We start from the raw sequence: 24,348 nt of genomic DNA, 5'->3' as shown, positions 1-24,348 counted from the left end.
TAGAGTGCCGGCATCCAGAACTCCTCCGTCCCGCGCCGGGGTGTCGGCGTGGGGCGGAGGTCGAGGATCTCGAAACGATTCGATAGACTGCGACGTCTGCCCCTCGCCCCCTCTCATCCCCCTCAGAGATCACCCATGGCCACCACCCTCACCACGGGGCGCCCCTGGCGCGTCATCCTCGCCTTCTCCGTACCGCTGCTGATCGGCAACATCGTGCAGCAGCTGTACCAGTTCGTCGACGCCATCGTCGTCGGACGGCAGCTGGGCGTGGACTCGCTCGCCGCGGTGGGCGCCACCGGCAGCCTCATCTTCCTGCTGATCGGCTTCGCGTGGGGTCTCTCCAGCGGCTTCGCCATCCCGACCGCCCAGGCGTACGGCGCCGGGGACGCCAGGGGCGTGCGCCGCTCGGTCGCCACCGGCACGCTGCTCACCGGCGTGACGAGCCTGCTGCTCACCGTCGCCGGCCCGCTCATCGCCGAGCCGTGCCTGGTGCTGCTGCAGACGCCTCCCGAGCTGCTCGCCGAGGCGACCGTGTTCACGCAGGTCACCTTCATCGGCGGCAGCACCATCATGTTCTTCAACTACCTGGCGGCGATCATCCGCGCGATTGGCGACTCGCGCACCCCGCTGGTGTTCCTCACCGTGTCGTGCGCGCTGAACGTTCTGCTCGTGATCGTGATGGTCGGGCCGCTGGCGTGGGGTGTGGCGGGAGCCGCGCTGGCCACCGTCGTCGCCCAGGCCGTCTCGGTGCTGCTGTGCCTGCTGTACGTGTGGCGACGGCTGCCCGTGCTGCACGTGCAGCGCGCGGACTGGCGGGTGGACCGTGACGAGGTGGGCGAGCACCTGCGGCTGGGCCTGCCGATGGGCTTCCAGGCGTCGATCATCGCCATCGGCACCCTCATCGTGCAGGTCGCGCTGAACACTCTCGGCGCCGAGGCGGTGGCCGCGTACACGACGGCATCCCGCGTGGACAGCATCGCCGTGGCCTTCCTGTCGTCGCTGGGACTGGCCGCGTCGATGTACACCGCGCAGAACCTGGGGGCCCGCCGCCCCGACCGCATCCGGCGCGGTGTGATCCAGGCGACCTGGATGGCGCTGGGCGCATCCGTCGTGCTCGGCGCACTGCTCGTCGCGTTCGGCGTGCCGATGGTGCGGCTGTTCATCGGTGACGGAGCCGACGCGGTGGTGGAGTCCGCACACCTCATGCTGATCGTCAACGGTGTGAGCTACTGGGCCCTCGGCGTGCTGTTCGTGCTGCGCGGAGCCCTGCAGGGTCTCGGCCACACGCTGATCCCGACGCTCACCGGCATCGTCGAGCTGGTGATGCGCGTCGCCGCCGCCGTGGTCCTCGGCGGTGTGCTGGGCTTCGCCGGCGTCGCTCTCAGCAACCCGCTCGCCTGGCTGGGCGCAGCGGCGCTGCTGGTGCCCGCCTACCTGCGCGCGCATCGCGACCTCGCCGCGCTCCCCGTCGACCCGGTCGAACCGACGCTCACCACGCCGATCCCCGTGGTCGGCCCGACGGACGGTTCGATGGTGGTGGACGCGGTCTACACGGCGCCCCTGCCCGTCGTCACCCCGCGCCTGTCGCGCATCCGGATGCCGGGTCGCCTGAAGGGCCGTTGACACCGGCAACCAGCACGTGCCGGGGTGTTCACGCGTCGGTCGTCAGGATGATGCCGAATCGTTCTCCGGGCGGATGGAGGAACGCGATCTCCCCGCGTAACCTTGATGGCAGCACATCGCATGGTGAGCTGAATGACACGGGGGGTCGTGCCATGTCGTCTCTTGCAGTGACGAACGCATTGATGTCGGTACTGGTACCGATCGGGATCGCCGGAGCGGTCATCGCGCTGACCTGCGCGCTTGTCGCGACCTTCGCGCTGGCGCGCGGGTCAGCCGGGCTGGCCGGCGGGGGCATCGGGCTGTGGATCGTCGGCGCGATGCTCAGCATGTGCGCGTCGTTCGCGAATCTCTGGACCCCGGTGCTGCTGTCGCTGATCGCACTCGGCGCCGCGCTGGTCGCCGGGCCGCTGCTGCGAGTGGCGCTGCGTCGTCGTACGCACCCCGCCTCGACCAGCGCACCCGAGTCGTCCTCGCACGTCGTCGCCGCGACGGCCGAGCGGATGCCGAAGACTCGCCCCGCCGGGATCGCCGCCTCCTCGGTCACCGGGGCTCTTCCCGTCGTCTCCTGACGCGCATCTGCGCGGGGTGCTCGCCATGCCGGGCCGTCGCACGCGATCTCCTGCTCAGATCGTGAAATTCGGGTGTTGACGCACCCCAGCGGGTACCCGGTACCATTCCACTACCCGAACGGCTGTCGACCGTATGACGCTGTCGGGTCCTCAGCCTCCCGGCGGGGTGTGGTGACTACGCCCGCACCCCGCCGGGACACCATCCGAGGATCCCGATCGCGCCGTTACTCGACGCGCGCCGCGGTCTGCCCCGCGCGAGGCTTCCTCACGATGCGCAGCTCGCTGGCCAGCATCCCGAGCACGACCAGCCCACCGCCGAGGAGCGCGGTGAGGAGCAGTCGCTCACCGGCGAGCCGCCCGACGATCGCCGCCCACACCGGCTCGCCGGCGTAGATGATCGTGGCGCGCGTGGCCGATACCGACTTCTGCGCCCAGTTCATCGTGAGCTGGATCAGGCAGCTGGCGGCTCCGAGTCCGATCGCGGCGGCGAGCCACACCCACGAGAAGGCAGGGATCGGCTCGCCCACCACGGGCATGGTGGCGAACCCGAGGATGCCGGCGGTCAGCAGCTGCACGATCGTGATGCGCCCCAGATCGATCTTGTTCGCGAACAGGCTGATCAGGATGATCTCCCCGACGATGGGCAGGGTACCGATCATCGTGGCGACCTCGCCGCTGCCGAGCGACAGGGTGAGGGCGTCGGGACCTGCGATCAGCACGAGTCCGGCGAATGCCAGCGCCGCGCCGAGGAAGGCGAGCGCGGGTGGGCGGCGGCGGAACACCGCCCACTGCGCGAACGGCACCAACGGCACGTACAGGGCGGTGATGAACGCGGACGTGCTGCTCTCGATGGTCTGCAGCCCGTAGGTCTGCAGACCGTACCCGAGGTGGATCATCAGGCCGATCGCGGCGCCGGCGCCGATGTCGGTCCAGCGGACGCCGCGGAGCGCGCCGCGGAAGATCAGCATGCTGATGACCCCCGCCATCAGGAACCTGATGCCGACGAAGAACCACGGCCCGGAGTGCTCCATGGCCCAGTGCACCAGGAGGAAGGTGCAGCCCCACACCGCGGTGATGGCGATGAGGGCGAGTTCCTGCGGGCGCAGGCGCATCCAGCGCAGACGAGAGGGCATCCTTCGATTCTGCCCGGTCGGCGGGGCGTCTCCGCCGTGGGCGGATCTGCCGTCGGCGGATATCCGCGCCCCACCGGCATCCGCCAGCGCAGGCTGTGGTCATGACCGACGACAAGACCATCCCGCAGTTCGGGGCCGAGGCCCGGCGCGCGCTGTTCCATGAGCGCGTGCTCGTGCTGGGCGGCCCGCTCGACGACGACAACGGCACGCTGCTGATGACGCAGCTGCTCACCCTCGCGGCAGACGACCCGGTGACCGACATCGCGCTGTGGATCCACTCGCCCGGCGGTTCGGTGCCCGCCATGCTGGCCATCCGCGACATCATGCGCACCGTGCCGAACGATGTCGCCACCGTGGCGCTCGGACTGGCCTGCAGCGCCGGGCAGTTCCTGCTCTCCGCCGGGACGAAGGGCAAGCGCCGAGCGCTCGAGCACTCCCGCATCCTGCTGCACCAGGGATCCGCCGGCATCGGCGGTTCCGCCGTCGAGATCGAGGTGCAGGCCGACGACCTGCGGCACATGCGCGACACCGTGATCGGACTCATCGCCGACGACACGCGCCAGCCGCGCGAGCGGGTGTTCGAGGACTCGCTGCACGACCACTGGTACACCGCCGCCGAGGCGCGCGAGTACGGCTTCATCGACGAGATCGTCGCCTCGGTCTCCGACGTGTTCCCGCGCCGCCGAGCACGGATCGGCCTGGGCGCGGAGGGGGGTGCGCGATGAGCGGTTACACGATCCCGAACGTCGTCGCCCAGCATCCGCGCGGCGACCGCATCATGGACGTCTACTCGCATCTGCTGTCGGAGCGGATCGTCTACCTCGGCACCGAGGTGGATGCCGGAGTCGCCAACGCGATCATCGCGCAGCTGCTGCACCTGGACGCGGACAGCCCCGACACCGACGTGCAGTTCTCGATCAACTGCGCCGGGGGCGACCCCAGCGCGGCGCTGGCGATCTACGACACCATGCAGCACATCCGGCCGCGGGTATCGACGACCTGCGTAGGCCAGGCGATCGGGGTCGGCGCGCTGCTCGTCGCGGCCGGTGCGGCGGGGCGCCGCTCCGCGCTGCCGCACGCCCGGATCGTGCTGCACCAGCCGGCTGCACAGATCCGCGGCGCGATTCCCGACCTCATCCTCGCCGCCGACGAGGTGGTGCGGGTGCGCTCGGACATCGAGCAGGTACTCGCCAGGCACACCGGGCAGTCCGTGCAGACGCTGCGCACCGATACCGACCGCGACCGGGTGTTCACCGCGCTGTCGGCGAAGGAGTACGGGCTCATCGACCAGGTGCTCGAGCCGCGGTAGCGCCGGCGCGGGACGAGCGGCGCTGCGAGCCGGGCGGCGCTGCGGCCAGGCCGGCGACGAGGCCGGCGACGAGGCCGGCGACGAGGCGGGCGGCGTCGCCGGTCAGGCGGCCAGCGCCAAGGCGCCGCCGGTGGGCCGGGCGCCGTCGGCGCGCTGTGACGTGACCGGACGCAGTGCGTCGGCGACGCCGCTGGCCAACTCCAGCAGCGACAGATCCAGAGCGCCGGCCACGGCGGCGAGGATCTCGCTGGACGGCTCTTTGAGCCCGCGCTCGATCTCGGACAGGTACTGCGGCGACACCCCGGCGGACGCCGCAGTCTCGGTGAGCGTGTCGCCGCGGTCGTGCCGTCGCCGGCGCAGCTGGGCGCCGACGAGGTGACGCCACAGCGGTTCCGGTTCGCGCGGATGGCGGGGTTCACGCGGACTGCGGGGTGCGGGGAAGGGGACGATCTCGGCCATGCATCACGGTAAGCACGCTCCTGCGGCGGGCTCCAGCCTTTCCGCCCACAGCAGAAGGCCTGCGGCGGCCGGGCTGCTTGGCACCGGCACGTAGACTGGAGGGGCCACCGATCCGAGGACTGTCATGCCCGCCCCATCTCGCCCGTTCACGGCGCGTCACGTGCAATTGTGCCGCGCCCTGCTGGCGGCGGTGGCCGCGGTGATGATCACCTTCTCGCCGGACCATTCCGCGGTGATCGGTCTCACGGTGTTCGGCGGGTTCGCCGTCGTGACCGCCTTCGTGTTGGCGCTCGCGGCAGGCCTGGTGTTCCCGGCCGGCCGCCGCTGGCCGTTCGTGCTGATGGCCGCCGTGTCCCTCGTCACCGGCATGGCCGCGAGCGTCGTCGCCTGGCGCAGCGACGACCTGTTCTTCGTGCTCGTGATCACGTGGGCGGCCCTGACCGGACTGGTCGAGCTGCTCGCCGGCATCCGCTTCCGCGGCACCGACGGCGCGCGCGACGCGATCACCGTCGGCGCGCTCGGGCTGCTGCTCGCGCTGGCGCTGCTGGTCGTGCCGTCCGGATTCGTGCAGCAGTACACGATCGACTCGGCCGGCACCTTCTCGCTCACCGGCATCATCCTCGGCGTCGGACTGTTCGGCGGCTACGCTGCGATCGTCGCCGTGTTCCTGGGGATCGCGGGGCTCACCCCGCGCGCGAAGGAGAAGGCCGCCGGCGCTGTCGCCACGCCGGCCGGAGCCGACTCGGTGGCCGACCATGGAGGACACGCATGACCGACCAGAAGCCGTCCCGACGCGAGATCCTGCGCCCGCTGCACCTGGTGGGGATCGCGCTGGTGTGCGGTGTGTTCGCCACCGTGGTCACGCTCGTCTCCACCGGCGCGTTCACCGCGCGCGTGAACATGGCCATCGCGAAGGGCACGTACGAGGGCCTCACGCCACTCGGACTCGGTCTGGTGGTCGGCGGTGGCGCGTTCATCGTCACGCTGCTCGTGCTCGCCATGCTGATGCTCGCGATCGACCCGGCCGACGTCACCAAGACCGTCGACCGCCCGGTGCTGCTCGACCCGCCGCGCGAGGGCGACCCCGACGAGAAGCGCGGCGGCTCCTCGTCGTCCGGCGAGGCCCCGCCGGCCTCCTGACGGGGCGCGTTCTCCTGACCCGGGGCGGCTCGTCGCCCTGGCTCGTGGCCCTGGCCTCGGATCAGCCCTCGGGCAGGACCAGCTGCAGCAGCCGGTCGTCGCCGTCGCGCGGGTCGCCGCGGCCGTCGGTGTTGTTGGTCAACACCCAGAACGAGCCGTCCGGGCCGGGGACCACGTCGCGGAGTCGGCCGAACTCACCGGTGAACACCTGCCAGGGCTCGGCATCCGGCTGCGCCGGGTCGAACACCCACAGTCGTTCGCCGCGCAGGCCGGCGATCAGCACGACGCCGTCCACCACGGCGATCCCGCTCGGGCTGGCGTCCCGCGGCGCCCACACCGCCACCGGGTCGATCGCGTCTTCGGCATCCGCGATGCCCTCGTGCTCGGGCCAGCCGTAGTCGCCGCCGGCTTCGATGCGGTTGAGTTCGTCCCAGGTGTTCTGGCCGAACTCGCTGGCCCACATCGTGCCGTCGTCGGTCCACGCGATCCCCTGGACGTTGCGGTGGCCGAGACTGAACACGGCGTTGCCGAACGGATTCGACGGTGCCGGTGCGCCATCGGGCGTGAGACGGAGGATCTTCCCGCCGAGATCCTCGGGGTCCTGGGCCCGGTCGCCGTCGCCGGCGTCGCCGGTGGTGACGTACAGCATCCCGTCCGGGCCGAACGCCAGGCGCCCGCCGTTGTGGTTCGACGCCCGGGGGATGCCGTCGAGCACGACGTCCAGCTCGGTGGTGTCCAGTCCGAGCGACCCGGGCTCGCCGGTGAGCGGCATCCGCACCACCCGGTTGTCGTCCTCGGCACCGTGGTAGGCGTACAGCCAACGCACACCGTCGTCGTCGAGCAGCGCGAGGCCGTGCAGTCCGGACTCGCCGCCGGACACGACGTCCGGGATGGTGCCGACGTCGCGCTGCTTCCCGTCCGGGGTGAGCTCGATGATCCCGCCGTCGTCGCGCTGGGAGATGAGGGCGCCGCCGTCGTCGAGCCGCACCACCGACCAGGGTGCCTGCAGCCCCGCGGCGAGCGTCTTCGGCTCGGCGGTGGCCGTGCCGGTGGCCGTGCGCGTCGGGGCGGCCGTGGGCCCCGGGGTCGGCGCGCAGGCCACGAGCGGCAGCGCGAGCAGGGCTGCGCCCGCCAGAGCGCTTCGGATGATCCGCATGTCCGCCTCCTGGCATCCAGCATCTCTCGCCGACCGCCGTCGTGGGAGCCGAAGTCCGTGAATCCGCGCTGTCACCAGCGTTCGCCTCCCATGTCAGCCGGGGCGGCGGGGAATACCTCCCGAGCCGATGGGCTTGTCCCTGAGGTGAGCATCTCCGTCGATCGCGCCTCCGTCGGGCTGCGCTCTGAGCGAGGGCCGGTGCTCGGAGCTCTGATGCTGTCGACCGGCTTGATCGCGATCGACGCCACCATCCTCGCCACCGCGGTGCCGAGTATCGTCCGTGAGCTCGGCAGCTACCAGCAGTTCCCGTGGCTGTTCTCGGTGTACCTGCTGGCGCAGGCGGTGAGCGTGCCGATCTACTCCCGCTTCGCCGACACCCTCGGCCGCAAGCCGATCATCCTGCTGGGCATCGGCCTGTTCCTGATCGGCTCGGTGCTCTGCGGATTCGCGTGGAGCATGACGGCTCTCATCGCGTTCCGGGTGATGCAGGGCCTGGGCGCGGGTGCGGTCGCGCCGATGTCGATGACGATCATCGGCGACATCTACACCGTCGCGGAGCGCGCCAAGGTGCAGGGGTACATCGCGAGCGTGTGGGCTGTCTCGTCCGTCATCGGTCCGGCGCTCGGCGGCGTCTTTGCGCAGCTGGACGCCTGGCGGTGGATCTTCTTCGTGAACATCCCGCTGTGCGCCCTGGCGGGATGGATGCTGGTGCGCCGCTACCGCGAGGAGACGCAGACCCACCGGCACCGCATCGACTACGCCGGCGCCGTGCTGCTCACCGTCGGCCTCACCGGCGTCATCCTCGGGCTGCTCGAGGGCGGCCACTCCTGGGCATGGCTGTCGGTGCCGAGCGGGCTCTGCTTCGGAATCGGGATGCTGTCGCTGGTGGTCTTCGCGGTCGTCGAGCGCCGCGCGACCGAGCCCATCGTGGACTTCTCGCTGTTCGCCCGTCCGCTCATCCTCGCCACCACGATCGTGTCGCTCGGTGTCGGCGCGCTCATGATCGGCGTGACCAGCTTCGCGCCCGCGTACCTGGAGGGCTCCCTCGGGATCGCACCCCTGCTGTCGGGCCTCGCCGTCGCGGCGCTCACCCTCGGCTGGCCCATCGCGGCGGCGAACGTCGGCCGGCTGTATCTGCGGATCGGGTTCCGGCGCACCGCGCTGATCGGGCTGACCATCGCGACGGTCGCTGCGGCGGCGCTCGCCGCGGTCTCTCCGTGGCCCAACCCGGTCGTCGTCGCGGTGGTGGCGTTCGTGCTCGGCTTCGGGCTCGGCTGGAGCGCGGCGCCCACGCTGATCGCCGCGCAGTCGTCGGTCGGCTGGGGCGAGCGCGGGGCGGTGACCGGCATGAACGCGTTCGCTCGGTCGGCAGGCAGCGCGGTCGGCGTCGCCGTGTTCGGCGCCATCTCCAACACCGTGATCGCTCAGGGCGCCGGGCCGCACGACCCGGCGACGATCGTGTCCGCGTCGTTCTGGGTGTTCGTCGGTGCCGCCGTCGTGGCCGTCCTCACGCTGGTCGCCGCCGTGTTCATGCCGCGCGACAGCGCCGCAGATCAATCCGGCCGCGCGGACGCCTGAGGCGGGCGGAGGCCCCGGGTTTCCGACGCCGCTGAGCCGACCCCCCGGGTACGCGTCGAGACCCCGGGGTACCGGCGTCCGCGCGCCGGGGTGTCGGCGTCAAGCCGGGGTGTCGGGAGGATGGATCCCGAGACCCCGGGTTTCCGGCGTCGCCCGGCGTGACACCCCGGGTTCGCGTCGAGACCCCGGGGTACCGGCGTCCGCAGGCCGGGGTGTCGGCGTCAACCCGGGGTGTCGGGGGACGGGGCTCGAGACCCCGGGTTCGCGACGAGACCGGCCCACCGGGGTGCCCGCGCACCCGCGCGCGAAGCGCCGCGGCGAGCACTACTTCGCGAGGCGCTCCGCCAGGCCCGTGTACGTGGCCGGCGTCAGGGCGAGGAGGCGCTGCTTGGCGGCATCCCCGATCTCCAGTCCCTGCACGAACTCGGCGAGTTCCGCGGCACCCACCCGGTGCCCGCGGGTCAGCTCCTTGAGCAGCGCGTACGGGTCGGTGATGCTCGAGCGGCCGGCGACCACCTCGGCCCGGATGGCGGTCTGGATCGCCTCGGCGAGCACCTCCCAGTTGCCGTCCAGGTCGGCCAGCAGCACGTCCCGCGACAGTGAGATCTCGTTCAGGCCGCGGCGCAGGTTGTCGAGCGCGAGCAGCGAATGCCCGAACGCGACGCCGATGTTGCGCTGCGTGGTCGAGTCGGTGAGGTCGCGCTGCAGCCGCGAGGTGACCAGCGTCTGCGACAGCGAACCGAGCAGCGCACCCGACAGCTCGAGGTTGGCCTCGGCGTTCTCGAACCGGATCGGATTGATCTTGTGCGGCATCGTGGACGAGCCGGTCGCCCCCGCCACCGGGATCTGCGCGAAGTAGCCGAGGGAGATGTATGTCCAGATGTCGGTCGCGAGATTGTGCAGGATGCCGCCGGCGTGGCGCACCCGGTCGTACAGCTCGACCTGCCAGTCGTGCGACTCGATCTGCGTCGTGAGCACGTTGAACCCGAGGCCCAGACCCTCGATGTACTCGCGCGCCAGCTGCGGCCAGTCCACGTCGGGGTCGGCGGCGAGGTGCGCCGACCAGGTGCCCGTCGCGCCCGAGAACTTCGCCAGGTAGTCGGATGCCGCGATCTGGCCGCGCACCCGCTCCAGCCGCCACGCGAAGACGGCGAGCTCTTTGCCCATGGTGGACGGGGTCGCGGGCTGCCCATGCGTGCGCGACAGCATGGCGGCATCCGCGTGCTCCTCGGCGAGCTCGCGCAACTTGGCGATCACGGCGTCGAGCGCGGGCAGCCACACCTGCTCCACGGCGCGCTTGACGGTCAGCGCGTAGGAGGCGGAGTTGATGTCTTCGCTCGTGCAGGCGAAGTGCGTGAGCTCGGCGATCGAGTCGAGCCCCAGCGACGAGAGCCGGTCGCGCACCAGGTACTCGACGGCCTTCACGTCGTGGCGGGTGACGGCCTCCTTCTCGGCGAGCCAGTCGATCTCGGTCTGCCCGAAGTCGCGGTACAGTCCGCGTAGACGCTCCTTGTCGGCATCCTGCAGCGGCGAGGTGCCGAACAGCGACCGATCGGTGAGGGCGATCAGCCACTCCACCTCCACCTCGACGCGCGCGCGGTTCAGGCCCGCCTCGGAAAGGTAGTCGGCGAGGCCGGTGACGGCGGCGCGATAGCGCCCGTCAAGGGGGCTGAGCGGCTGGGGCGGGAGGGAAGGCTGGGAAGTCAGGGGAGATCCTCCTGCTCGGGGCCCCGCATCGCGCGGGGCGTCGTCTGGGGCACCCGCACTGCCGGTTCGAGCTGCCGGAACAGCCCGCGGGTCGCGGTCTCAATCATACTGAGCACCGAATCGAACATCGCGGGCCCGGCGTAATAGGGGTCGGGGACGTCCATGCTCGCCGCATGAGGGTCGAACGCGCGCAGCAGCGTGACCTTCCCCTCGTCGTCGTCGGTGCGCGCCCACGCCCGCAGGATCCGCTCATGGGTGCGGTCGAGCGCGATGATGAGGTCGTTCTCGGCGAAGGATGCCGCACTGAACTGCTTCGCGCGATGGGCCGACCCGTCGTATCCGCGGCGGGCGAGCGCTTCGAGCGTACGCTCGTCGGCTCGCTCGCCGAGGTGCCAGTCTCCCGTGCCCGCGCTGCGTGACACGATGCGCGAGCCGAGGCCCTGCGAGTCGGCGAGTGCCCGCAGCACCACCTCGGCCATCGGCGAGCGACAGATGTTGCCGGTGCAGACGAAGATGACGCGGAAGGGATCCGTGTCGGTCATGCGTCCATTCTGCACTTCTCTCCCCAATCGGGAAGACCCCGTGGGTTGTCCACAACGACCGGGATCCCGGCCGTCGGGGGTACCGCGCGGCGCGCAGGCTGGACGGGTGTACGCGATAACCACGGCCGAGGCGGCGGCGAGCGAGGACATCTGGTGGGCGTTCTCCGCGCTGCGGTTGCTGGGCGAGGCCGGCGCCCTGCTGGCACAGGCCGAGACGGCGGCCGGCGGCCTCGCGACCGACTCCGCCTGGCGCAACGAGGGCGTCAGCGCACGGGCGCTGCGCGACGTCCTGGCCGAACTGCACGCGACCGTCATGCGCGAGGTCGCGGTCGTGCAGGCCGTGCGCGCCGACCTGGAAGGAGCGGTGAGCGGATGACGGGGGAACTCGAGATCACGTCCGGCGGCGCGATCGCCGTCGACTCCGGGGTGGTGCGCGACATCGGCCGGCGGATGGAGGCGGTGGGCAGGCAGCTGGAGGAGGCCGCGGACCTGCTCCGCCGGGCCGGCCATGCCGTGGGACAGACATCGACGGTCGCCCGGCGCGTCGACACGGGCGCGCTCGCCGCGTGCGCCGGCCGGCTGTCGGAGCGGGCGGCGGAGGTCGCCGACAACGCGCGCGGCACCGCCGTCATGGCCGACACCTTCGAGTTGGTCGAGCTGCGCGCCGAACAGCAGGCGCTGAGCGTTCACAGTCCCCACGCCGCCCTCGCCCTCCAGGAGCGCATCGATGAACTCGTGCGCGCCGACCCCGGCATCGAGGACCGCGTCGTCATGCTCACCGAGGAGTGGGAGAAGCACCGCTTCGACGGGCTCGAGAATCAAGGCTGGGACCTCTGGGCGCTCGCGGCGGGGATCCTCTGGCCGCTGCTGCCCGTCCGTGTCTTCCCGGTCGGCTCGGTGCTCGCCGGCAAACCCGTGGCCGGCTTTCTGCAGCGACTGGCCGCCGCCGCGGACGCTCTCCAGCGCGGCGTGCTGCCGCGCGGGACCAGGCTGCAGGGGCCGCCCCCGCCGGTGCAGATGGCGATGACCGGCACAGGAACCGCCGCGCCGGCCCGCAGCCTGAAGGACTCGCTCCAGCGCATCCCGTCCGGAAGGACCGGGCAGGTGGTCGTCGAGAAGTACACCACCCGGGATGGCGCCACCCGGTTCGTCACCTACATCGACGGCACGCGCACCGCGCTGCTCGGCACCGCCGAGCCCTGGGACTCGGAATCCAACTGGGACCTGTACATGCAGCGGGACGCGGCGGTGTCGCAGCAGGCGGTGCTGCAGGCGCTCGACGCCGCCGGAGCCCGGCCCGGCGACCGCGTCGACTTCGTCGGCTACTCCCAGGGCGCGGCGATCGCGTCGCTGATCGCGATGGAGGGGCGCTACGACACCGGCACCGTGATCACGGCGGGGAGTCCCGTCCAACCGTCGCTGGAGCAGGATCAGCTGCTGGTCGAGCTTCGGCACCGCGGCGACCCGGTCTCCTCGCTCGCCGAGGGCGGGTCTGCCGGCGGCACGGGAGCGCCGGACAGTTTCGAGGTGCGCAGGACCGTCGAGGCCGGGAGTCCGATCGACCCGCACCTGCTGACCGGGTACGTGGAGACGGCCGAGATGGTGGACGGCTCGGGCGACCCGCGCGTGACCCGGCTGCACGAGACGTTCTACGCGGAACTGGCGGAAGCGGAGACCGTGGAGGTGATGGAGTTCACCGCCAGGCGGCCGTGACGGCGGTCAGGCGCGCGTGCGCTGCGGACGGAGGATGAACCCGAACACGCCGTTGATGATCGAGATGATCAGCGCCGCCAGCACACCCCACCAGAAGTGCCCGACGGTCAGCCCCCACCCGAAGCCGCTGGTGATCCAGGCGGTGAGCCACAGCAGGAACCCGTTGATCACGAATCCGATCAGGCCGAAGGTGAGGATGTACAGCGGGAACGCGACGATCTTCACCACCGTGCCGATGATGGTGTTGACCAGCGCGAAGATCGCACCGACCGCCAGGAAGGTCAGCACCAGCTGCAGCGTCTCCCCGGGGGCGAAGGCGGTGATGCTCACCTGCAGGAACGGCATGAGCGTGACCACCCACAGGGCGAACGCGTTGACGACGACTCGGATGAGGAAGCGCATGGTCCGCCCAGTCTCGCACGGTACCCGGTCGAGCTCGCGCCCCACGCTCCTAGACTGATCCCGTGACCGAGCCCGTTCTGCCCCGCATCCGCCCGGAGATCGCTGCCCTGCCGCCGTACCGACAGGGCCGTCAGGCGGGCGCCACCGCGTTCAAGCTGTCCAGCAACGAGAACCCGTTCGAGCCGCTGCCCTCGGTGCAGGAGGCGCTCGCGCACATCACGCCGGTCAACCGTTACCCCGATGCCAGCGCCGGCGCGCTCCGGGCTCGGCTGGGCGAGAAGTTCGGCGTCGACACGGATGCCGTGCACGTGGCCGCCGGAAGCGTGTCGATCCTCCACCAGCTGGTGCTCGGCACGTCCACCGTCGGCGACGAGGTGGTCTACGCCTGGCGCTCCTTCGAGGCCTACCCGAGCCTGCCGCTTGTGGCCGGCGCGACCGGCATCCAGGTCCCCCTCGGTCCCGGCGCCCGCCACGACCTCGACGCGATGGCGGATGCCGTCACCGACCGCACCCGCGCGGTGATCGTCTGCACCCCGAACAACCCCACCGGACCGATCGTGACCAGCGCGGAGTTCGCCGCATTCGTCGAGCGGGTGCCCGCCGACTGCCTGATCATCCTCGATGAGGCGTACGCCGAGTTCGTCACCGACCCTGATGCGGTCGACGGCCTCCGCGAGCGGATCTTCGAGAAGCACCCGAACGTGGTGGTGCTGCGCACGTTCTCCAAGGCGTACGGGCTCGCCGGCCTGCGCGTCGGATACGCGATCGGCCACCCGCGCGTGCTCGACGCGGCGCGCACCACCGGCATCCCGCTGTCGGTGACCAGCGCCGCCGAGCGCGCTGCGATCGCCAGCCTGGATGCTGAGGACGAGCTGCTCGCCCGAGTGGGGGTGATCGTCGAGCGCCGCACCCGCCTGCTCGAGGGCCTGCGCGCGCAGGGATGGGACGTCCCGGATGCACAGGGCAACTTCGTGTGGTTGCCGACGGGGGAGCGCACCGATCAGATCGCGGCGGCGTTCGATGCGGCGGACCTGATCGTCCGTCCGTTCTCCGGCGATGGCATCCGCATCTCCGTCGGGGAACCGGAGTCGATCGACAAGGTGCTGGAGGCGGCCGCCGCAGCACGGTGAGGACGCCCGGGATCACTTGCCGAGGGGCGGGGCGACGTCGACGGCCGTTTTCTCCGAGAGCCGGGCACTTGCAAGGGCCCCCTAGGTATGCGTGACCTGGCATGCCCGGATGGGTAGCGTGGGACCGTGACCTCGACCGACACCCCCCTCGTTCGCGTCCTGGAACCGGACGGACGTTTCGCCCCGTCGGCGGATGCCGAGCGGTTCCTCCCGCTCATCGACGCCCTGACGGATGCCGAGCTCGAGCAGTTCTACCGCGACATGGTCGTGATCCGGGCCATCGACACCCAGGCGACCAACCTGCAGCGGCAGGGCCAGCTTGCGCTGTGGCCGCCGAGCCGCGGCCAGGAGGCCGCGCAGGTCGGCTCGGCCCGCGCCGCTCGCGCACAGGACACGATCTTCCCGTCGTATCGGGAGCACGCGGTGACCCGCATCCGCGGTGTCGACCCGGTCGACATCATCAAGCTCATGCGGGGCGTCTCGCACGGCGGCTGGGACCCCACCGACCCGAAGAACGGCAACACCCGCATCTACACGCTGGTGCTCGGCTCGCAGACGCTGCACGCCGCCGGATACGGGATGGCGCTGGCGTTCGACGGCCGCAGCGGCACCGGTGACCCGGAGCGCGACGAGGCCGTGGTGGTCTACTACGGCGACGGCGCGTCCAGCCAGGGCGACGTGCACGAGGCGATGGTGTTCGCCGCCAGCTACGACGCCCCGGTGCTGTTCTTCCTGCAGAACAACCACTGGGCGATCTCGGTGCCCGTCGAGACCCAGTCGCGGGTACCGCTGGTCCAGCGCAGCGCCGGCTACGGCATCCCGTCGGTGCGCGTCGACGGCAACGACGTCCTCGCCAGCTACGCCGTCTCGCGCGCGCTGCTCGAGGAGGCCCGCGCCGGCGGCGGCCCGCGCGCCATCGAGGCGGTCACCTACCGGATGGGCGCGCACACCACCAGCGACGACCCGACCAAGTACCGCCGCGCCGAGGAGGAGCAGCACTGGGGCGGGCTCGACCCGATCCAGCGCATGCGCGCCTTCCTGCTCGGCAGAGGCGCCGCGGAGTCGTTCTTCGCCGAGGTCGAAGCCGAGGCGGCGGATGCCGCAGAGGATCTGCGCGCCCGCACCGTGACGCTCCAGCCGCCCAGCCGCGAGCGTGTGTTCCAGAACATCTACAGCGAGCCGCATCCACTCGTCGACGAGCAGCGCGCGTGGTTCGACGACTACGAGGCGTCGTTCGAGGGAGGCGCTCGATGACCCTCGAGACGATGCCGTTCGCCAAGGCGCTCAACGCCGGGCTGCGCAAGGCGCTGGAGGACGACCCGCGGGTGCTCCTGATGGGCGAGGACATCGGCAAGCTCGGCGGCGTCTTCCGCGTGACGGAGCACCTGCAGCGCGACTTCGGCGACCGCCGGGTGCTGGACACGCCGCTCGCGGAGTCCGGCATCGTCGGCACCGCGATCGGCATGGCGATGGCAGGGTTCCGTCCGGTTTGCGAGATCCAGTTCGACGGGTTCGTGTTCCCGGCGTTCGACCAGATCACGTCGCAGCTGGCCAAGATCACGTACCGGCACGAGGGTGCGGTGTCGATGCCCATCGTCATCCGCATCCCGTACGGCGGGCACATCGGCGCCGTCGAGCACCACCAGGAGAGCCCGGAGGCGTACTTCACGCACACTCCGGGGCTGCGTGTGGTGTCGCCGTCGACGCCGAACGACGCGTACTGGATGATCCAGGAGGCGATCGCGTCGAACGACCCGGTGATCTTCATGGAGCCGAAGAGCCGCTACTGGCCGAAGGGCGAGGTCGACCTCGCCGCGCCGGCCGTGCCGCTGCACGCCTCCCGCGTGGTCCGCCGTGGCACCGACGTCACCCTCGTCGGGCACGGCGCCATGGTCACCACCCTGCTGCAGGCCGCCGCCATCGCCGAGGGCGAGGGCACCAGCTGCGAGGTGATCGACCTGCGCTCGCTCTCGCCCGTCGACTACGGGCCCATTCTCGACTCGGTGCGATCCACCGGGCGGATGGTCTACGCGCAGGAGGCCCCCGGGTTCACCAGCCTGGGCAGCGAGATCGCCGCGACCGTCATGGAGCGCGCGTTCTACGCCCTCGAGGCCCCGGTGCTGCGCGTCTCCGGCTTCGACACCCCGTTCCCCCCGGCGAAGCTCGAGGGGTCGTACCTGCCGGATGCCGACCGCATCCTCGAGGCCGTCGACCGCTCCCTCGCCTACTGAATCCGCTCGCCCTTCCCCCGGTCGTTGAGCGAGGAGCGCAGCGACAGGACGGAACGCCCCGACAGAAGGACCGCACATGAGCACTCAGACCTTCACCCTCCCCGACGTCGGGGAAGGCCTCACCGAGGCCGAGATCGTCGCCTGGAAGGTCGCCCCGGGCGACGAGGTCGCGGTCAACGACGTGATCTGCGAGATCGAGACGGCCAAGTCGCTCGTCGAGCTGCCCTCTCCGCACGCCGGCACCGTCGGCGAGCTCCTCGCGGCCGAGGGGGAGACGATCGAGGTCGGCGCGCCGATCATCACGTTCGTGACGAAGGACGCCGCCGAGGCCACCCCCGCCCCGACCGCGGCGGCGAAGCAGGCGGATGCCGGAAGCGGGTCGGTCCTGGTCGGATACGGCACCGGCGGCGAGGTGTCCTCCCGCCGAAAGCGCCCGGCCGAACGTCCGGTGCGCTCCTCGGTGGGCGTGATCGCCAAGCCCCCGATCCGCAAGCTCGCCAGGGACCTCGGCGTGGATCTGGCATCCGTCACCCCGACCGGCGCCGACGGCGAGGTGACCCGCGACGATGTCGTGAAGCACGCGTCGCAGGCGAGCGTGTTCCGCAACATCGAGACGCCCGACTGGGGCGACGTGCGTGAGGAGACGATGCCCGCGCAGCCGCGGCCGGTGGGCGTGGCCCGCGGCATCCAGCCGGGTTCCGACCCGTCGCGCACCGAGGCGATCCCGGTGAAGGGCGTGCGCAAGGCGAGCGCCAACGCCATGGTGCAGAGCGCGTACACCGCCCCGCACGTGACCGTGTGGAAGGAGGTCGACGCCACCCGCACGATGGAGCTGGTCAAGCGGCTGAAGGCGTCGCCCGACTTCGCCGACATCAAGGTGTCGCCGCTGCTGATCATGGCGCGGGCCGTGATCTGGGCGGTGCGCCGAACCCCGATGGTGAACGCCGCGTGGGTGGAGACCGACGACGGCGCCGAGATCGCCGTGCGGCACTACGTCAACCTCGGCATCGCGGCCGCCACCCCGCGCGGGCTGATCGTGCCGAACATCAAGGACGCGCAGACCCTCGGCATGCGCGACCTGGCCCGTGCGCTCAACCGGCTCACGCTGACTGCGCGCGAGGGCAAGACCACCCCCGCCGACCAGCAGGGCGGCACGATCACGATCACCAACATCGGCGTGTTCGGGATGGATGCCGGAACGCCGATCATCAATCCGGGTGAGGCCGGCATCGTGGCGATGGGCACGATCAGCCAGAAGCCCTGGGTCGTCGACGGCGAGGTGCGTCCGCGCTGGGTGACCACGGTCGCCGGCTCGTTCGACCACCGCGTGATCGACGGCGACGGCATGAGCCGGTTCATCGCCGACGTGGCCGCCGTGCTCGAGGAGCCCGCCCTTCTCGTCGACTGACCCGAGGCTCACCGCCCGGGGCCGGGCCGCACCGCCCGGGGCCGAGCCTCACCTCCCGGGGCCGGGCCGCACCTCCCGGGTTTGGGGCGCATTCTCGCGTTTGGGGCGGGGGACAACCGCCCCAAACGCGAGAATCCGCCCCAAACGGGTCGGGTCGAGGGGCGGGCGGGTAGCGTCGGAGGAACCGACGAGCAGAAGGAGAGATCCATGCCCGAGACGACCGACCTCGACGCATCCCTCGCCGCCGCACCGTGGTGGCGGCAGGCAGTGGTCTACCAGATCTATCCCCGCAGCTTCGCCGACGCGAACGGAGACGGCCTGGGCGACATCCCCGGCATCCTGTCCCGCGTCGACTACCTCGCCTCGCTCGGCATCGACGCGGTCTGGCTCAGCCCGTTCTACCCGTCCGAGCTCGCCGACGGCGGGTACGACGTGGCGGATTACCGCGACGTCGACCCGCGGCTGGGCACCCTCGACGACTTCGACGCCATGGTGCAGGCGCTGCACGCCCGCGGCATCAAGGTCGTCGTCGACATCGTGCCCAACCACACCTCCGACCAGCACGCCTGGTTCCAGGAGGCGCTCGCCGCGGGGCGCGGGTCGGCGGCCCGGGAGCGCTACATCTTCCGCGACGGGGACGGCGAGGACGGCTCGCTGCCACCCACCGACTGGGTGTCGGTGTTCGGCGGCTCGGCGTGGGAGCGCGTCGAGGACGGCCAGTGGTACCTGCACAACTTCGCGAAGGAGCAGCCCGACCTGAACTGGGACCACCCAGAGGTGCGCGAGGACTTCCTCACCACCCTGCGCTTCTGGTCGGACCGCGGCGTGGACGGGTTCCGCATCGACGTCGCGCACATGCTGACGAAGGACCTGACCGAGCCGCTGCCCAGCAAGGACGAGCTCGCGCTGATCCCGCAGGACGGCAACCATCCCCTGATCGACCGTGACGACGTGCACGACATCTACGCCGAGTGGCGCCGGGTGTTCGACTCGTACGACCCGCCGCGCACCGCGGTGGCGGAGGCCTGGGTGCACCCGTCGCGCATCCACCTGTACGCCAGCCCGGAGAGCCTGGGCCAGGCGTTCAACTTCGACCTGCTGGAGGCGGACTTCGACCCCGACCAGTTCCGCCGCATCGTCTCCGACAACCTCGCCCTCGCCGCCCAGTCCGGTTCGTCCAGCACGTGGGTGCTGTCCAACCACGACGTGGTGCGCCACGCCACCCGATATGGGCTGCCCGCCGCCACCCGCTCGAACGGTTGGCGCCCCGACGAGAAGCACGGCGCCTCCTGGCTGCTGTCCGGCGGCACCGAGCCCGAGCTCGAACGCGAGCGGGGTCTGCGCCGCGCGCTCGCCGCGACCCTGTTCATCCTCGGCCTGCCCGGCTCGACGTACGTCTATCAGGGCGAGGAGCTCGGCTTGCACGAGGTGGCCGAGATCCCGGCATCCGAGCGGCAGGACCCCACTTACTTCCGCACCGAGGGGGCGGAGATCGGGCGCGACGGATGCCGTGTGCCGCTGCCCTGGACGGCATCCGGGTCCTCCTTCGGGTTCGGCGACGACGGTTCCCACCTGCCGCAGCCGGCATGGTTCGCCGAGTCGGCGGTGGACGTCGAGGACGCTGATCCGTCGTCGCCGCTGAACCTGTACCGGCGCGCGCTGCGGCTGCGGCGTGAGCTGCAGGGCGCGGAGGAACTCGCGTGGCAGCCGACCGACTCGCAGGACGTGCTGCGCTTCCGCCGCCCCGGCGGGTGGGAGATCGTGACGAACTTCGGCGAGTCCCCGTACGAACTCGGGGAGGGTCGCGTCGTCCTCGCCAGCACCCCCGTCACGGGCGGGATGCTGCCCGGCGAGGCCACGGCCTGGCTCGCGCCCTGACAGCAGATGCCGGGGGCCGGCGCTTCCGGCATCCGCTCAGTGTGGGATCCGAACGCAGGTCCCAGAGCCCTGCGACCGGACTTCGGCTCCCACGCCGGGGCAAATCCTGCGACACACGATTTGAGAATGGTTCTCATTAGCAGTTAGGCTGGGGGCATGAACAAGCCCGTCGCTCTCGCCGCCGCATCCGTCGCCATCCTCGCGCTCGCGGGGTGCTCGTCCCCGGCGAACGGCGCGGGCGGTGGCGAGGGCGGCAAGCCGCAGGTGATCGCCTCGACGAACGTGTACGCCGACATCGCCGCCACCATCGGCGGCGACCGGGTCGACGTCACCGCGCTCATCGACTCGGCGACGAAGGACCCGCATTCGTACGAGGCCAGCGCCCGCGACCGGCTCACCATGCAGGGCGCCGACCTCGTCATCGAGAACGGCGGCGGGTACGATTCGTTCGTCGAGGACCTCCGCGAGGGGTCGGATGCCGCAGTGGTGACCGCCGTGGAGTTCTCCCACGACTTCCCTGGTGCCGAGGGCCACACCGACGGCCACACTGAGGGGCATGCCGAGGACGCGCATGCCGAGGAGGAGCACGAGGCGCACGCCGAGGGCGAGCACGGTCACGAGGGCCACGACCACATCGAGGGCTTCAACGAGCACGTGTGGTTCGACGTGCACACCATGACGCACGTCGTAGAGCAGATCGCCGCAGAGCTCGCCGAGCTCGACCCGCAGGGCAAGGCGGACTTCACCGCGAACGCCGAGGAGCTGAACGCCGAACTCGAGGCGCTCGAGGCCGAGCTCGACAGCTTGCACGGGCAGTACGAGGCGACCCCGGTGTTCATGACCGAGCCGCTGCCGGGATACCTCGCCGCGGCCGCCGGCCTGGAGGACGCCACCACCGAGGGGTTCGCCGAAGCGGTGGAGGAGGGCAACGACGTGGCGCCCGCCACCCTGCTCGCCGCCCTCACCCTCGTCGAGTCCGGTGATGTCGCCGTCGTGCTCACCAACGCGCAGACCGGCGGCTCCGAGACCGAGCGCGTCGAGGCCGCGGCGGAGAAGGCCGGAGTGCCGGTCGTCGGATTCACCGAGCTGTTGCAGGCCGATCAGTCGTACGCTGAGTGGATGCGCGCCGCGATCTCCGACCTCGCCGACGCCCTCCAGCAGTGAGCGGCGGTCCCGCTCCGATCCTCGAGATCAGCGGAGCGGCGCTGCGGCGCGGTGCCCGCGAGCTGTGGGCGGGCCTGGATCTGACCGTCCAGCCCGGCGAGTTCCTCGCCGTGCTGGGGCCGTCCGGCTCCGGCAAGACCACGCTGCTGCGCAGCATCCTCGGCCTTCAGCCGCTCTCCTCGGGCAGCATCCGTGTCGGCGGGATGCCCGTGCACCGCGGGAACCCGCGCATCGGGTACATCCCGCAGCAGCGACCGCTGCCGGCGGACACCAGCATGCGGGCCCGCGATCTGGTGGCGCTCGGCGTGCAGGGCACCCGCTTCGGGCTGCCCATCCCGCGGCGCGGCGACCGAGCGCGCGTGGACTCTCTCCTGCAGGGCGTCGGCGCCGCGCACTACGCCGAACGGCGGGTGGGACTGCTCTCCGGCGGCGAGCAGCAGCGCTTGCGCGTCGGTCAGGCGCTGGCCGACGAGCCCATGCTGCTGCTGTGCGACGAGCCGCTGTCGAACCTCGATCTCGCCAATCAGCGCGGCATCACCGACATCATCGACCGGCAGCGCCGTGAGCGCGATGCGGCAGTGCTGTTCGTCACCCACGACATCAACCCGATCCTCGGTCGGGTCGATCGCATCCTGTACATCGCCGGCGGTCGCTTCGTGCTCGGCACGCCGGACGAGGTGCTGCAGAGCCGGGTGCTCACAGACCTGTACGGCACGCCGGTGTTCGTGCTGCGCGCCGGTGACCGGCTCGTCGTCGTCGGCGTCCCGGATGCCGAGCCCCACCACGAGCACGACCACGACTCGGCGGCGGCCCACGGGGGGTTCGCATGATCCCGATGCTGGACTGGAGCGACGTGTTCTCGTTCCAGGACTACGGCGAGCTGCTCGCCCTGCTCGCCAACTCGCTGATCGCGGGTGCCGTGCTGGGCGTGGTCGGCGGGCTGGTCGGCGTGTTCGTCATGCAGCGCGACCTCGCGTTCGCGGTGCACGGCGTGAGCGAGCTGTCGTTCGCGGGAGCCGCCGCGGCGGTGCTGTTCGGCGGCAGCGTGGTCGCCGGATCCCTCGGGGGCGCGCTGGTCGCGGCGATCCTCATCGGCGTGCTCGGCGCGAAGGCGCGCGACCGCAACTCGATCGTGGGCGTGCTCATGCCGTTCGGGCTCGGTCTCGGCATCCTGTTCCTGTCGCTGTACGAGGGCCGGAGCGCGAACCGGTTCGGGCTGCTCACCGGGCAGATCGTGTCGGTGTCCAGCCCCGACCTGGGCTGGCTGATCGGCATCAGCCTCGCTGTGCTGGTCGGCCTGCTGCTGATGTGGAACCCGCTGCGCTTCGACTCGCTCGACGCCGAGTCGGCGGCGGCGCGCGGCGTGCCCACCCGCACCGTGAGCCTGGCGTTCATGGTGCTGCTCGGCCTGATCGTCGCCGTCAGCGTGCACATCATCGGCGCCCTGCTCGTGATGGCGCTGCTCGTCACCCCCGCCGCCGCGGCCATGCGGGTCTCGGCGGGCCCCGTCGCCGTGCCGTTGCTGGCGGCGCTGTTCGGCTTCGTATCGGCCGTCGGCGGCATCCTGCTCGCCCTCGCCGGCACCCTTCCGGTCAGCCCGTACATCACGACGATCTCGTTCCTCATCTTCCTCGGATGCTGGATCGTGCAGCGCACCCGCCAGCGGGTGAGGCGCGGATGAGCCGGGATGACATCATTGATCCCGGGGGCGACACTTCTTTCAGAAAGGCACGACCGGTGAGCGAGACGCACGAGTCCGATGGCGCGCAGAACGGCGACTTCTTCGATCAGCTGCTGACGTCCGCGCCGAAGGACCACGCGTCCTTCACGCAGGCGTTCCGCGGGTACGACAAGGCCGAGGTGGACGCGGCGCTCGCGACCATGCGCGACCAGCTCAAGCGCGTCACCGCCGACCTGGAGGGTGCCGAGGCGCGGCACCGCGCCGAGCTGGAGCGCGTCCGTGCCGCGTCCGAGGACGAGCTGCAGGCGCTCCGCGCCGAGAACGAGGAGCGCGCCGCCCGCCTCGAGGAGGAGTTGGCCGCCGCCCGCGCCCAGGCGGAGGATGCCGCCCAGCAGGTCAGCACGCTGGCATCCGAGCTCGCGGACGGGCCGAAGGGTGCCGACGAGCCGCAGAGCCGGGCCCAGTTCGAGGCCGTGCTGCGGGTGGCCGAGGAGCAGGCCAGCGTCCTGATCCACAACGCCGCCACCCAGGCCGAGCGGCTGCTCGCCGCTGCGCGCGAGGAGGCCGAGGCGAAGCGCGCCGAGCTGGAGGCCGACGTCGCGCGGATCACCGCGCAGGCGCAGCACGATGCCGACCAGGTGCGCCTGAAGATCGACACCGAGTACACCGCGCACCAGGCGCGGCTGGAGCGCGAGGCCGCGCACGCCGCTGAGAAGGTGGCCCAGGCCGAGCAGGAGGCCGCGGCCATCCGCACCGAGGCGGAGAAGGGTGCCGCCGCGCTGCGCGCCATGGTCACCCGTGAGACCACCGATCTGCGCGCCGCCGCCGAGCGCGACGTGCGCGAGATGAACGCGCGCGTGCTGGAGTTCGAGGAGACCCTGACCCGTCGGCAGGACGACGCGCAGCAGGAGTTCCTCGTGCTGCACAACCAGGCGGTCGCGCACGCCGAGCGGATCACGTCGGACGCCAACGAGCAGGTGCAGGCGTCGCTCGAGCATGCGCAGCGCATCTCGGCGAAGGCCGAGGACTACGAGCGGCTGATGCGCTCGCAGGCGCAGGCGATCGAAGCAGAGGCGCAGGTGAAGGCGCGCGAGACGCTCGAGCGTGCTCGCGTCAAGGCGCAGAAGATCGTCGAGACCGTCACCTCGCACGCCACGGGCGCGCTGCGCGACGCCGAGGACCGCACGCGGCAGCTGCGCTGGCAGCAGCAGCAACTCACCAGCTTCATGGCCGAGGTGCGCGAGCTGATCCGTCCCGAGGGTGTGCTCCTCGGCAGCGCCGCCGCGGACGGCGCGCAACCGGCATCCGGCGATCCGGCGGACGACGAGCTCGACGAACTTCTCGAAGACGAGTCGAGCCCGGCGAACTGACGCCGCTCGATCCAAGCCGCCCGCCCCGTCACCACGGGGCGGGCGGCTTCTTTTGTGCGCGCGCCGGCGCGGCATCCGAAAGAAAGTGCTTGACACATGCGGCGGTGCGGCCTACCTTGATTATGCACATCCCGTCACTACTGAATAGGTATGCA

General features: G+C 71.3%; 24 protein-coding genes. 18 read left to right on the top strand and 6 right to left on the bottom strand.

Annotation, left to right across the window (positions count from 1 at the left end; translation table 11 throughout):
• Positions 1 to 135 precede the first annotated feature (135 nt).
• A complete protein-coding gene (locus RIF65_RS13210) occupies positions 136 to 1,623 on the top strand; it encodes an MATE family efflux transporter (protein WP_309066040.1) in 1,488 nt (495 codons plus the stop codon).
• 167 nt (positions 1,624 to 1,790) lie between these two features.
• Positions 1,791 to 2,192, top strand: coding sequence for a hypothetical protein (locus RIF65_RS13205; protein WP_309066041.1), 402 nt, complete (start codon positions 1,791 to 1,793; stop codon positions 2,190 to 2,192).
• Positions 2,193 to 2,416: 224 nt separating this feature from the next.
• On the opposite strand, the gene RIF65_RS13200 is transcribed toward RIF65_RS13205, so the two are convergent.
• A complete protein-coding gene (locus tag RIF65_RS13200; RefSeq protein WP_309066042.1) occupies positions 2,417 to 3,325 on the bottom strand; it encodes a DMT family transporter in 909 nt (302 codons plus the stop codon).
• Between the two features lie 101 nt (positions 3,326 to 3,426).
• On the opposite strand from RIF65_RS13200, the gene RIF65_RS13195 reads away from it, so the two are divergent.
• Both RIF65_RS13195 and RIF65_RS13190 read left to right on the top strand, forming a co-directional pair.
• A complete protein-coding gene (locus tag RIF65_RS13195; RefSeq protein WP_309066043.1) occupies positions 3,427 to 4,050 on the top strand; it encodes a ClpP family protease in 624 nt (207 codons plus the stop codon).
• Positions 4,047 to 4,634, top strand: coding sequence for a ClpP family protease (locus RIF65_RS13190; RefSeq protein WP_309066044.1), 588 nt, complete (start codon positions 4,047 to 4,049; stop codon positions 4,632 to 4,634). Before RIF65_RS13195 ends, RIF65_RS13190 begins: the two co-directional genes overlap by 4 nt.
• Before the next feature lie 102 nt (positions 4,635 to 4,736).
• Here RIF65_RS13190 and RIF65_RS13185 read toward each other — a convergent pair whose 3' ends face one another.
• Positions 4,737 to 5,093, bottom strand: coding sequence for a helix-turn-helix domain-containing protein (locus RIF65_RS13185; protein WP_309066045.1), 357 nt, complete (start codon positions 5,091 to 5,093; stop codon positions 4,737 to 4,739).
• 124 nt (positions 5,094 to 5,217) lie between these two features.
• Here RIF65_RS13185 and RIF65_RS13180 point away from each other — a divergent pair, with 124 nt between their 5' ends.
• Positions 5,218 to 5,865: an acyl-CoA synthetase gene (locus tag RIF65_RS13180; protein ID WP_309066046.1), complete on the top strand. Its 648-nt coding sequence runs from the start codon at positions 5,218 to 5,220 to the stop codon at positions 5,863 to 5,865.
• The gene (locus RIF65_RS13175) at positions 5,862 to 6,233 is read left to right on the top strand and encodes a hypothetical protein (protein ID WP_309066047.1); all 372 of its coding nucleotides are present in this window, start codon (positions 5,862 to 5,864) and stop codon (positions 6,231 to 6,233) included. Before RIF65_RS13180 ends, RIF65_RS13175 begins: the two co-directional genes overlap by 4 nt.
• 61 nt (positions 6,234 to 6,294) lie before the next feature.
• On the opposite strand, the gene RIF65_RS13170 is transcribed toward RIF65_RS13175, so the two are convergent.
• Entirely contained in the window at positions 6,295 to 7,389 is a 1,095-nt protein-coding gene (locus tag RIF65_RS13170; protein ID WP_309066048.1) for a PQQ-dependent sugar dehydrogenase, read from the bottom strand.
• 144 nt (positions 7,390 to 7,533) lie between these two features.
• On the opposite strand from RIF65_RS13170, the gene RIF65_RS13165 reads away from it, so the two are divergent.
• Entirely contained in the window at positions 7,534 to 8,967 is a 1,434-nt protein-coding gene (locus tag RIF65_RS13165; RefSeq protein ID WP_309066049.1) for an MFS transporter, read from the top strand.
• Between the two features lie 324 nt (positions 8,968 to 9,291).
• Here the strand turns inward: RIF65_RS13165 and purB are convergent, their stop codons facing one another.
• Both purB and RIF65_RS13155 read right to left on the bottom strand, forming a co-directional pair.
• Complete coding sequence (gene purB, locus RIF65_RS13160; RefSeq protein WP_309066103.1) at positions 9,292 to 10,674, bottom strand: adenylosuccinate lyase; 1,383 nt, start codon at positions 10,672 to 10,674, stop codon at positions 9,292 to 9,294.
• The gene (locus RIF65_RS13155) at positions 10,671 to 11,216 is read right to left on the bottom strand and encodes a low molecular weight protein-tyrosine-phosphatase (protein WP_309066050.1); all 546 of its coding nucleotides are present in this window, start codon (positions 11,214 to 11,216) and stop codon (positions 10,671 to 10,673) included. Before RIF65_RS13155 ends, purB begins: the two co-directional genes overlap by 4 nt.
• Before the next feature lie 106 nt (positions 11,217 to 11,322).
• Here RIF65_RS13155 and RIF65_RS13150 point away from each other — a divergent pair, with 106 nt between their 5' ends.
• Positions 11,323 to 11,592, top strand: a complete 270-nt coding sequence (locus RIF65_RS13150; protein WP_309066051.1) for a hypothetical protein — start codon at positions 11,323 to 11,325, stop codon at positions 11,590 to 11,592.
• Positions 11,589 to 12,929 (top strand): hypothetical protein, encoded by a 1,341-nt coding sequence (locus RIF65_RS13145; RefSeq protein WP_309066052.1) that lies wholly within the window; start codon positions 11,589 to 11,591, stop codon positions 12,927 to 12,929. Before RIF65_RS13150 ends, RIF65_RS13145 begins: the two co-directional genes overlap by 4 nt.
• Before the next feature lie 6 nt (positions 12,930 to 12,935).
• On the opposite strand, the gene RIF65_RS13140 is transcribed toward RIF65_RS13145, so the two are convergent.
• Positions 12,936 to 13,331: a phage holin family protein gene (locus tag RIF65_RS13140; protein ID WP_309066053.1), complete on the bottom strand. Its 396-nt coding sequence runs from the start codon at positions 13,329 to 13,331 to the stop codon at positions 12,936 to 12,938.
• Between the two features lie 62 nt (positions 13,332 to 13,393).
• Between RIF65_RS13140 and RIF65_RS13135 the strand changes: the two genes are divergently transcribed.
• From RIF65_RS13135 to RIF65_RS13095, 9 genes are all read left to right on the top strand, one after another.
• Complete coding sequence (locus RIF65_RS13135; RefSeq protein ID WP_309066054.1) at positions 13,394 to 14,461, top strand: histidinol-phosphate transaminase; 1,068 nt, start codon at positions 13,394 to 13,396, stop codon at positions 14,459 to 14,461.
• Between the two features lie 126 nt (positions 14,462 to 14,587).
• Positions 14,588 to 15,715, top strand: a complete 1,128-nt coding sequence (locus tag RIF65_RS13130; protein ID WP_309066055.1) for a thiamine pyrophosphate-dependent enzyme — start codon at positions 14,588 to 14,590, stop codon at positions 15,713 to 15,715.
• Positions 15,712 to 16,692, top strand: coding sequence for an alpha-ketoacid dehydrogenase subunit beta (locus RIF65_RS13125; RefSeq protein WP_309066056.1), 981 nt, complete (start codon positions 15,712 to 15,714; stop codon positions 16,690 to 16,692). The genes RIF65_RS13130 and RIF65_RS13125 overlap by 4 nt, the downstream gene beginning before the upstream one ends.
• A gap of 76 nt (positions 16,693 to 16,768) precedes the next feature.
• Positions 16,769 to 18,100: a dihydrolipoamide acetyltransferase family protein gene (locus tag RIF65_RS13120; RefSeq protein ID WP_309066057.1), complete on the top strand. Its 1,332-nt coding sequence runs from the start codon at positions 16,769 to 16,771 to the stop codon at positions 18,098 to 18,100.
• A gap of 207 nt (positions 18,101 to 18,307) precedes the next feature.
• Positions 18,308 to 19,978, top strand: a complete 1,671-nt coding sequence (locus RIF65_RS13115) for a glycoside hydrolase family 13 protein (RefSeq protein ID WP_309066058.1) — start codon at positions 18,308 to 18,310, stop codon at positions 19,976 to 19,978.
• 156 nt (positions 19,979 to 20,134) lie between these two features.
• On the top strand, positions 20,135 to 21,142 hold the full coding sequence (locus RIF65_RS13110) for a metal ABC transporter solute-binding protein, Zn/Mn family (RefSeq protein WP_309066059.1): 1,008 nt from the start codon (positions 20,135 to 20,137) through the stop codon (positions 21,140 to 21,142).
• Positions 21,139 to 21,972 (top strand): metal ABC transporter ATP-binding protein, encoded by an 834-nt coding sequence (locus RIF65_RS13105; RefSeq protein WP_309066060.1) that lies wholly within the window; start codon positions 21,139 to 21,141, stop codon positions 21,970 to 21,972. The genes RIF65_RS13110 and RIF65_RS13105 overlap by 4 nt, the downstream gene beginning before the upstream one ends.
• Positions 21,969 to 22,823 carry a metal ABC transporter permease gene (locus tag RIF65_RS13100; protein ID WP_375142200.1) on the top strand — a complete coding sequence of 285 codons (855 nt, stop codon included), beginning with the start codon at positions 21,969 to 21,971 and terminating at the stop codon, positions 22,821 to 22,823. The genes RIF65_RS13105 and RIF65_RS13100 overlap by 4 nt, the downstream gene beginning before the upstream one ends.
• 56 nt (positions 22,824 to 22,879) lie before the next feature.
• On the top strand, positions 22,880 to 24,193 hold the full coding sequence (locus tag RIF65_RS13095) for a DivIVA domain-containing protein (protein ID WP_309066062.1): 1,314 nt from the start codon (positions 22,880 to 22,882) through the stop codon (positions 24,191 to 24,193).
• Positions 24,194 to 24,348: the final 155 nt, after the last annotated feature.

It is taken from the genome of Microbacterium sp. (genome assembly GCF_031180975.1).
In the GTDB taxonomy this organism is placed as follows: Bacteria; Actinomycetota; Actinomycetes; order Actinomycetales; family Microbacteriaceae; genus Microbacterium.
The sequence above is the reverse complement of the archived record's forward strand: the minus strand, read 5'-3'. Positions and strand labels throughout refer to the sequence as shown.

Coding starts and splice junctions, on each gene's coding strand:
- RIF65_RS13210 (WP_309066040.1), top strand. CDS start 136: ATGGCCACCACCCTCACCACGGGGCGCCCCTGGCGCGTCATCCTCGCC.
- RIF65_RS13200 (WP_309066042.1), bottom strand. CDS start 3,325: ATGCCCTCTCGTCTGCGCTGGATGCGCCTGCGCCCGCAGGAACTCGCC.
- RIF65_RS13195 (WP_309066043.1), top strand. CDS start 3,427: ATGACCGACGACAAGACCATCCCGCAGTTCGGGGCCGAGGCCCGGCGC.
- RIF65_RS13190 (WP_309066044.1), top strand. CDS start 4,047: ATGAGCGGTTACACGATCCCGAACGTCGTCGCCCAGCATCCGCGCGGC.
- RIF65_RS13185 (WP_309066045.1), bottom strand. CDS start 5,093: ATGGCCGAGATCGTCCCCTTCCCCGCACCCCGCAGTCCGCGTGAACCC.
- RIF65_RS13180 (WP_309066046.1), top strand. CDS start 5,218: ATGCCCGCCCCATCTCGCCCGTTCACGGCGCGTCACGTGCAATTGTGC.
- RIF65_RS13175 (WP_309066047.1), top strand. CDS start 5,862: ATGACCGACCAGAAGCCGTCCCGACGCGAGATCCTGCGCCCGCTGCAC.
- RIF65_RS13170 (WP_309066048.1), bottom strand. CDS start 7,389: ATGCGGATCATCCGAAGCGCTCTGGCGGGCGCAGCCCTGCTCGCGCTG.
- RIF65_RS13155 (WP_309066050.1), bottom strand. CDS start 11,216: ATGACCGACACGGATCCCTTCCGCGTCATCTTCGTCTGCACCGGCAAC.
- RIF65_RS13145 (WP_309066052.1), top strand. CDS start 11,589: ATGACGGGGGAACTCGAGATCACGTCCGGCGGCGCGATCGCCGTCGAC.
- RIF65_RS13140 (WP_309066053.1), bottom strand. CDS start 13,331: ATGCGCTTCCTCATCCGAGTCGTCGTCAACGCGTTCGCCCTGTGGGTG.
- RIF65_RS13125 (WP_309066056.1), top strand. CDS start 15,712: ATGACCCTCGAGACGATGCCGTTCGCCAAGGCGCTCAACGCCGGGCTG.
- RIF65_RS13120 (WP_309066057.1), top strand. CDS start 16,769: ATGAGCACTCAGACCTTCACCCTCCCCGACGTCGGGGAAGGCCTCACC.
- RIF65_RS13115 (WP_309066058.1), top strand. CDS start 18,308: ATGCCCGAGACGACCGACCTCGACGCATCCCTCGCCGCCGCACCGTGG.
- RIF65_RS13110 (WP_309066059.1), top strand. CDS start 20,135: ATGAACAAGCCCGTCGCTCTCGCCGCCGCATCCGTCGCCATCCTCGCG.
- RIF65_RS13100 (WP_375142200.1), top strand. CDS start 21,969: ATGATCCCGATGCTGGACTGGAGCGACGTGTTCTCGTTCCAGGACTAC.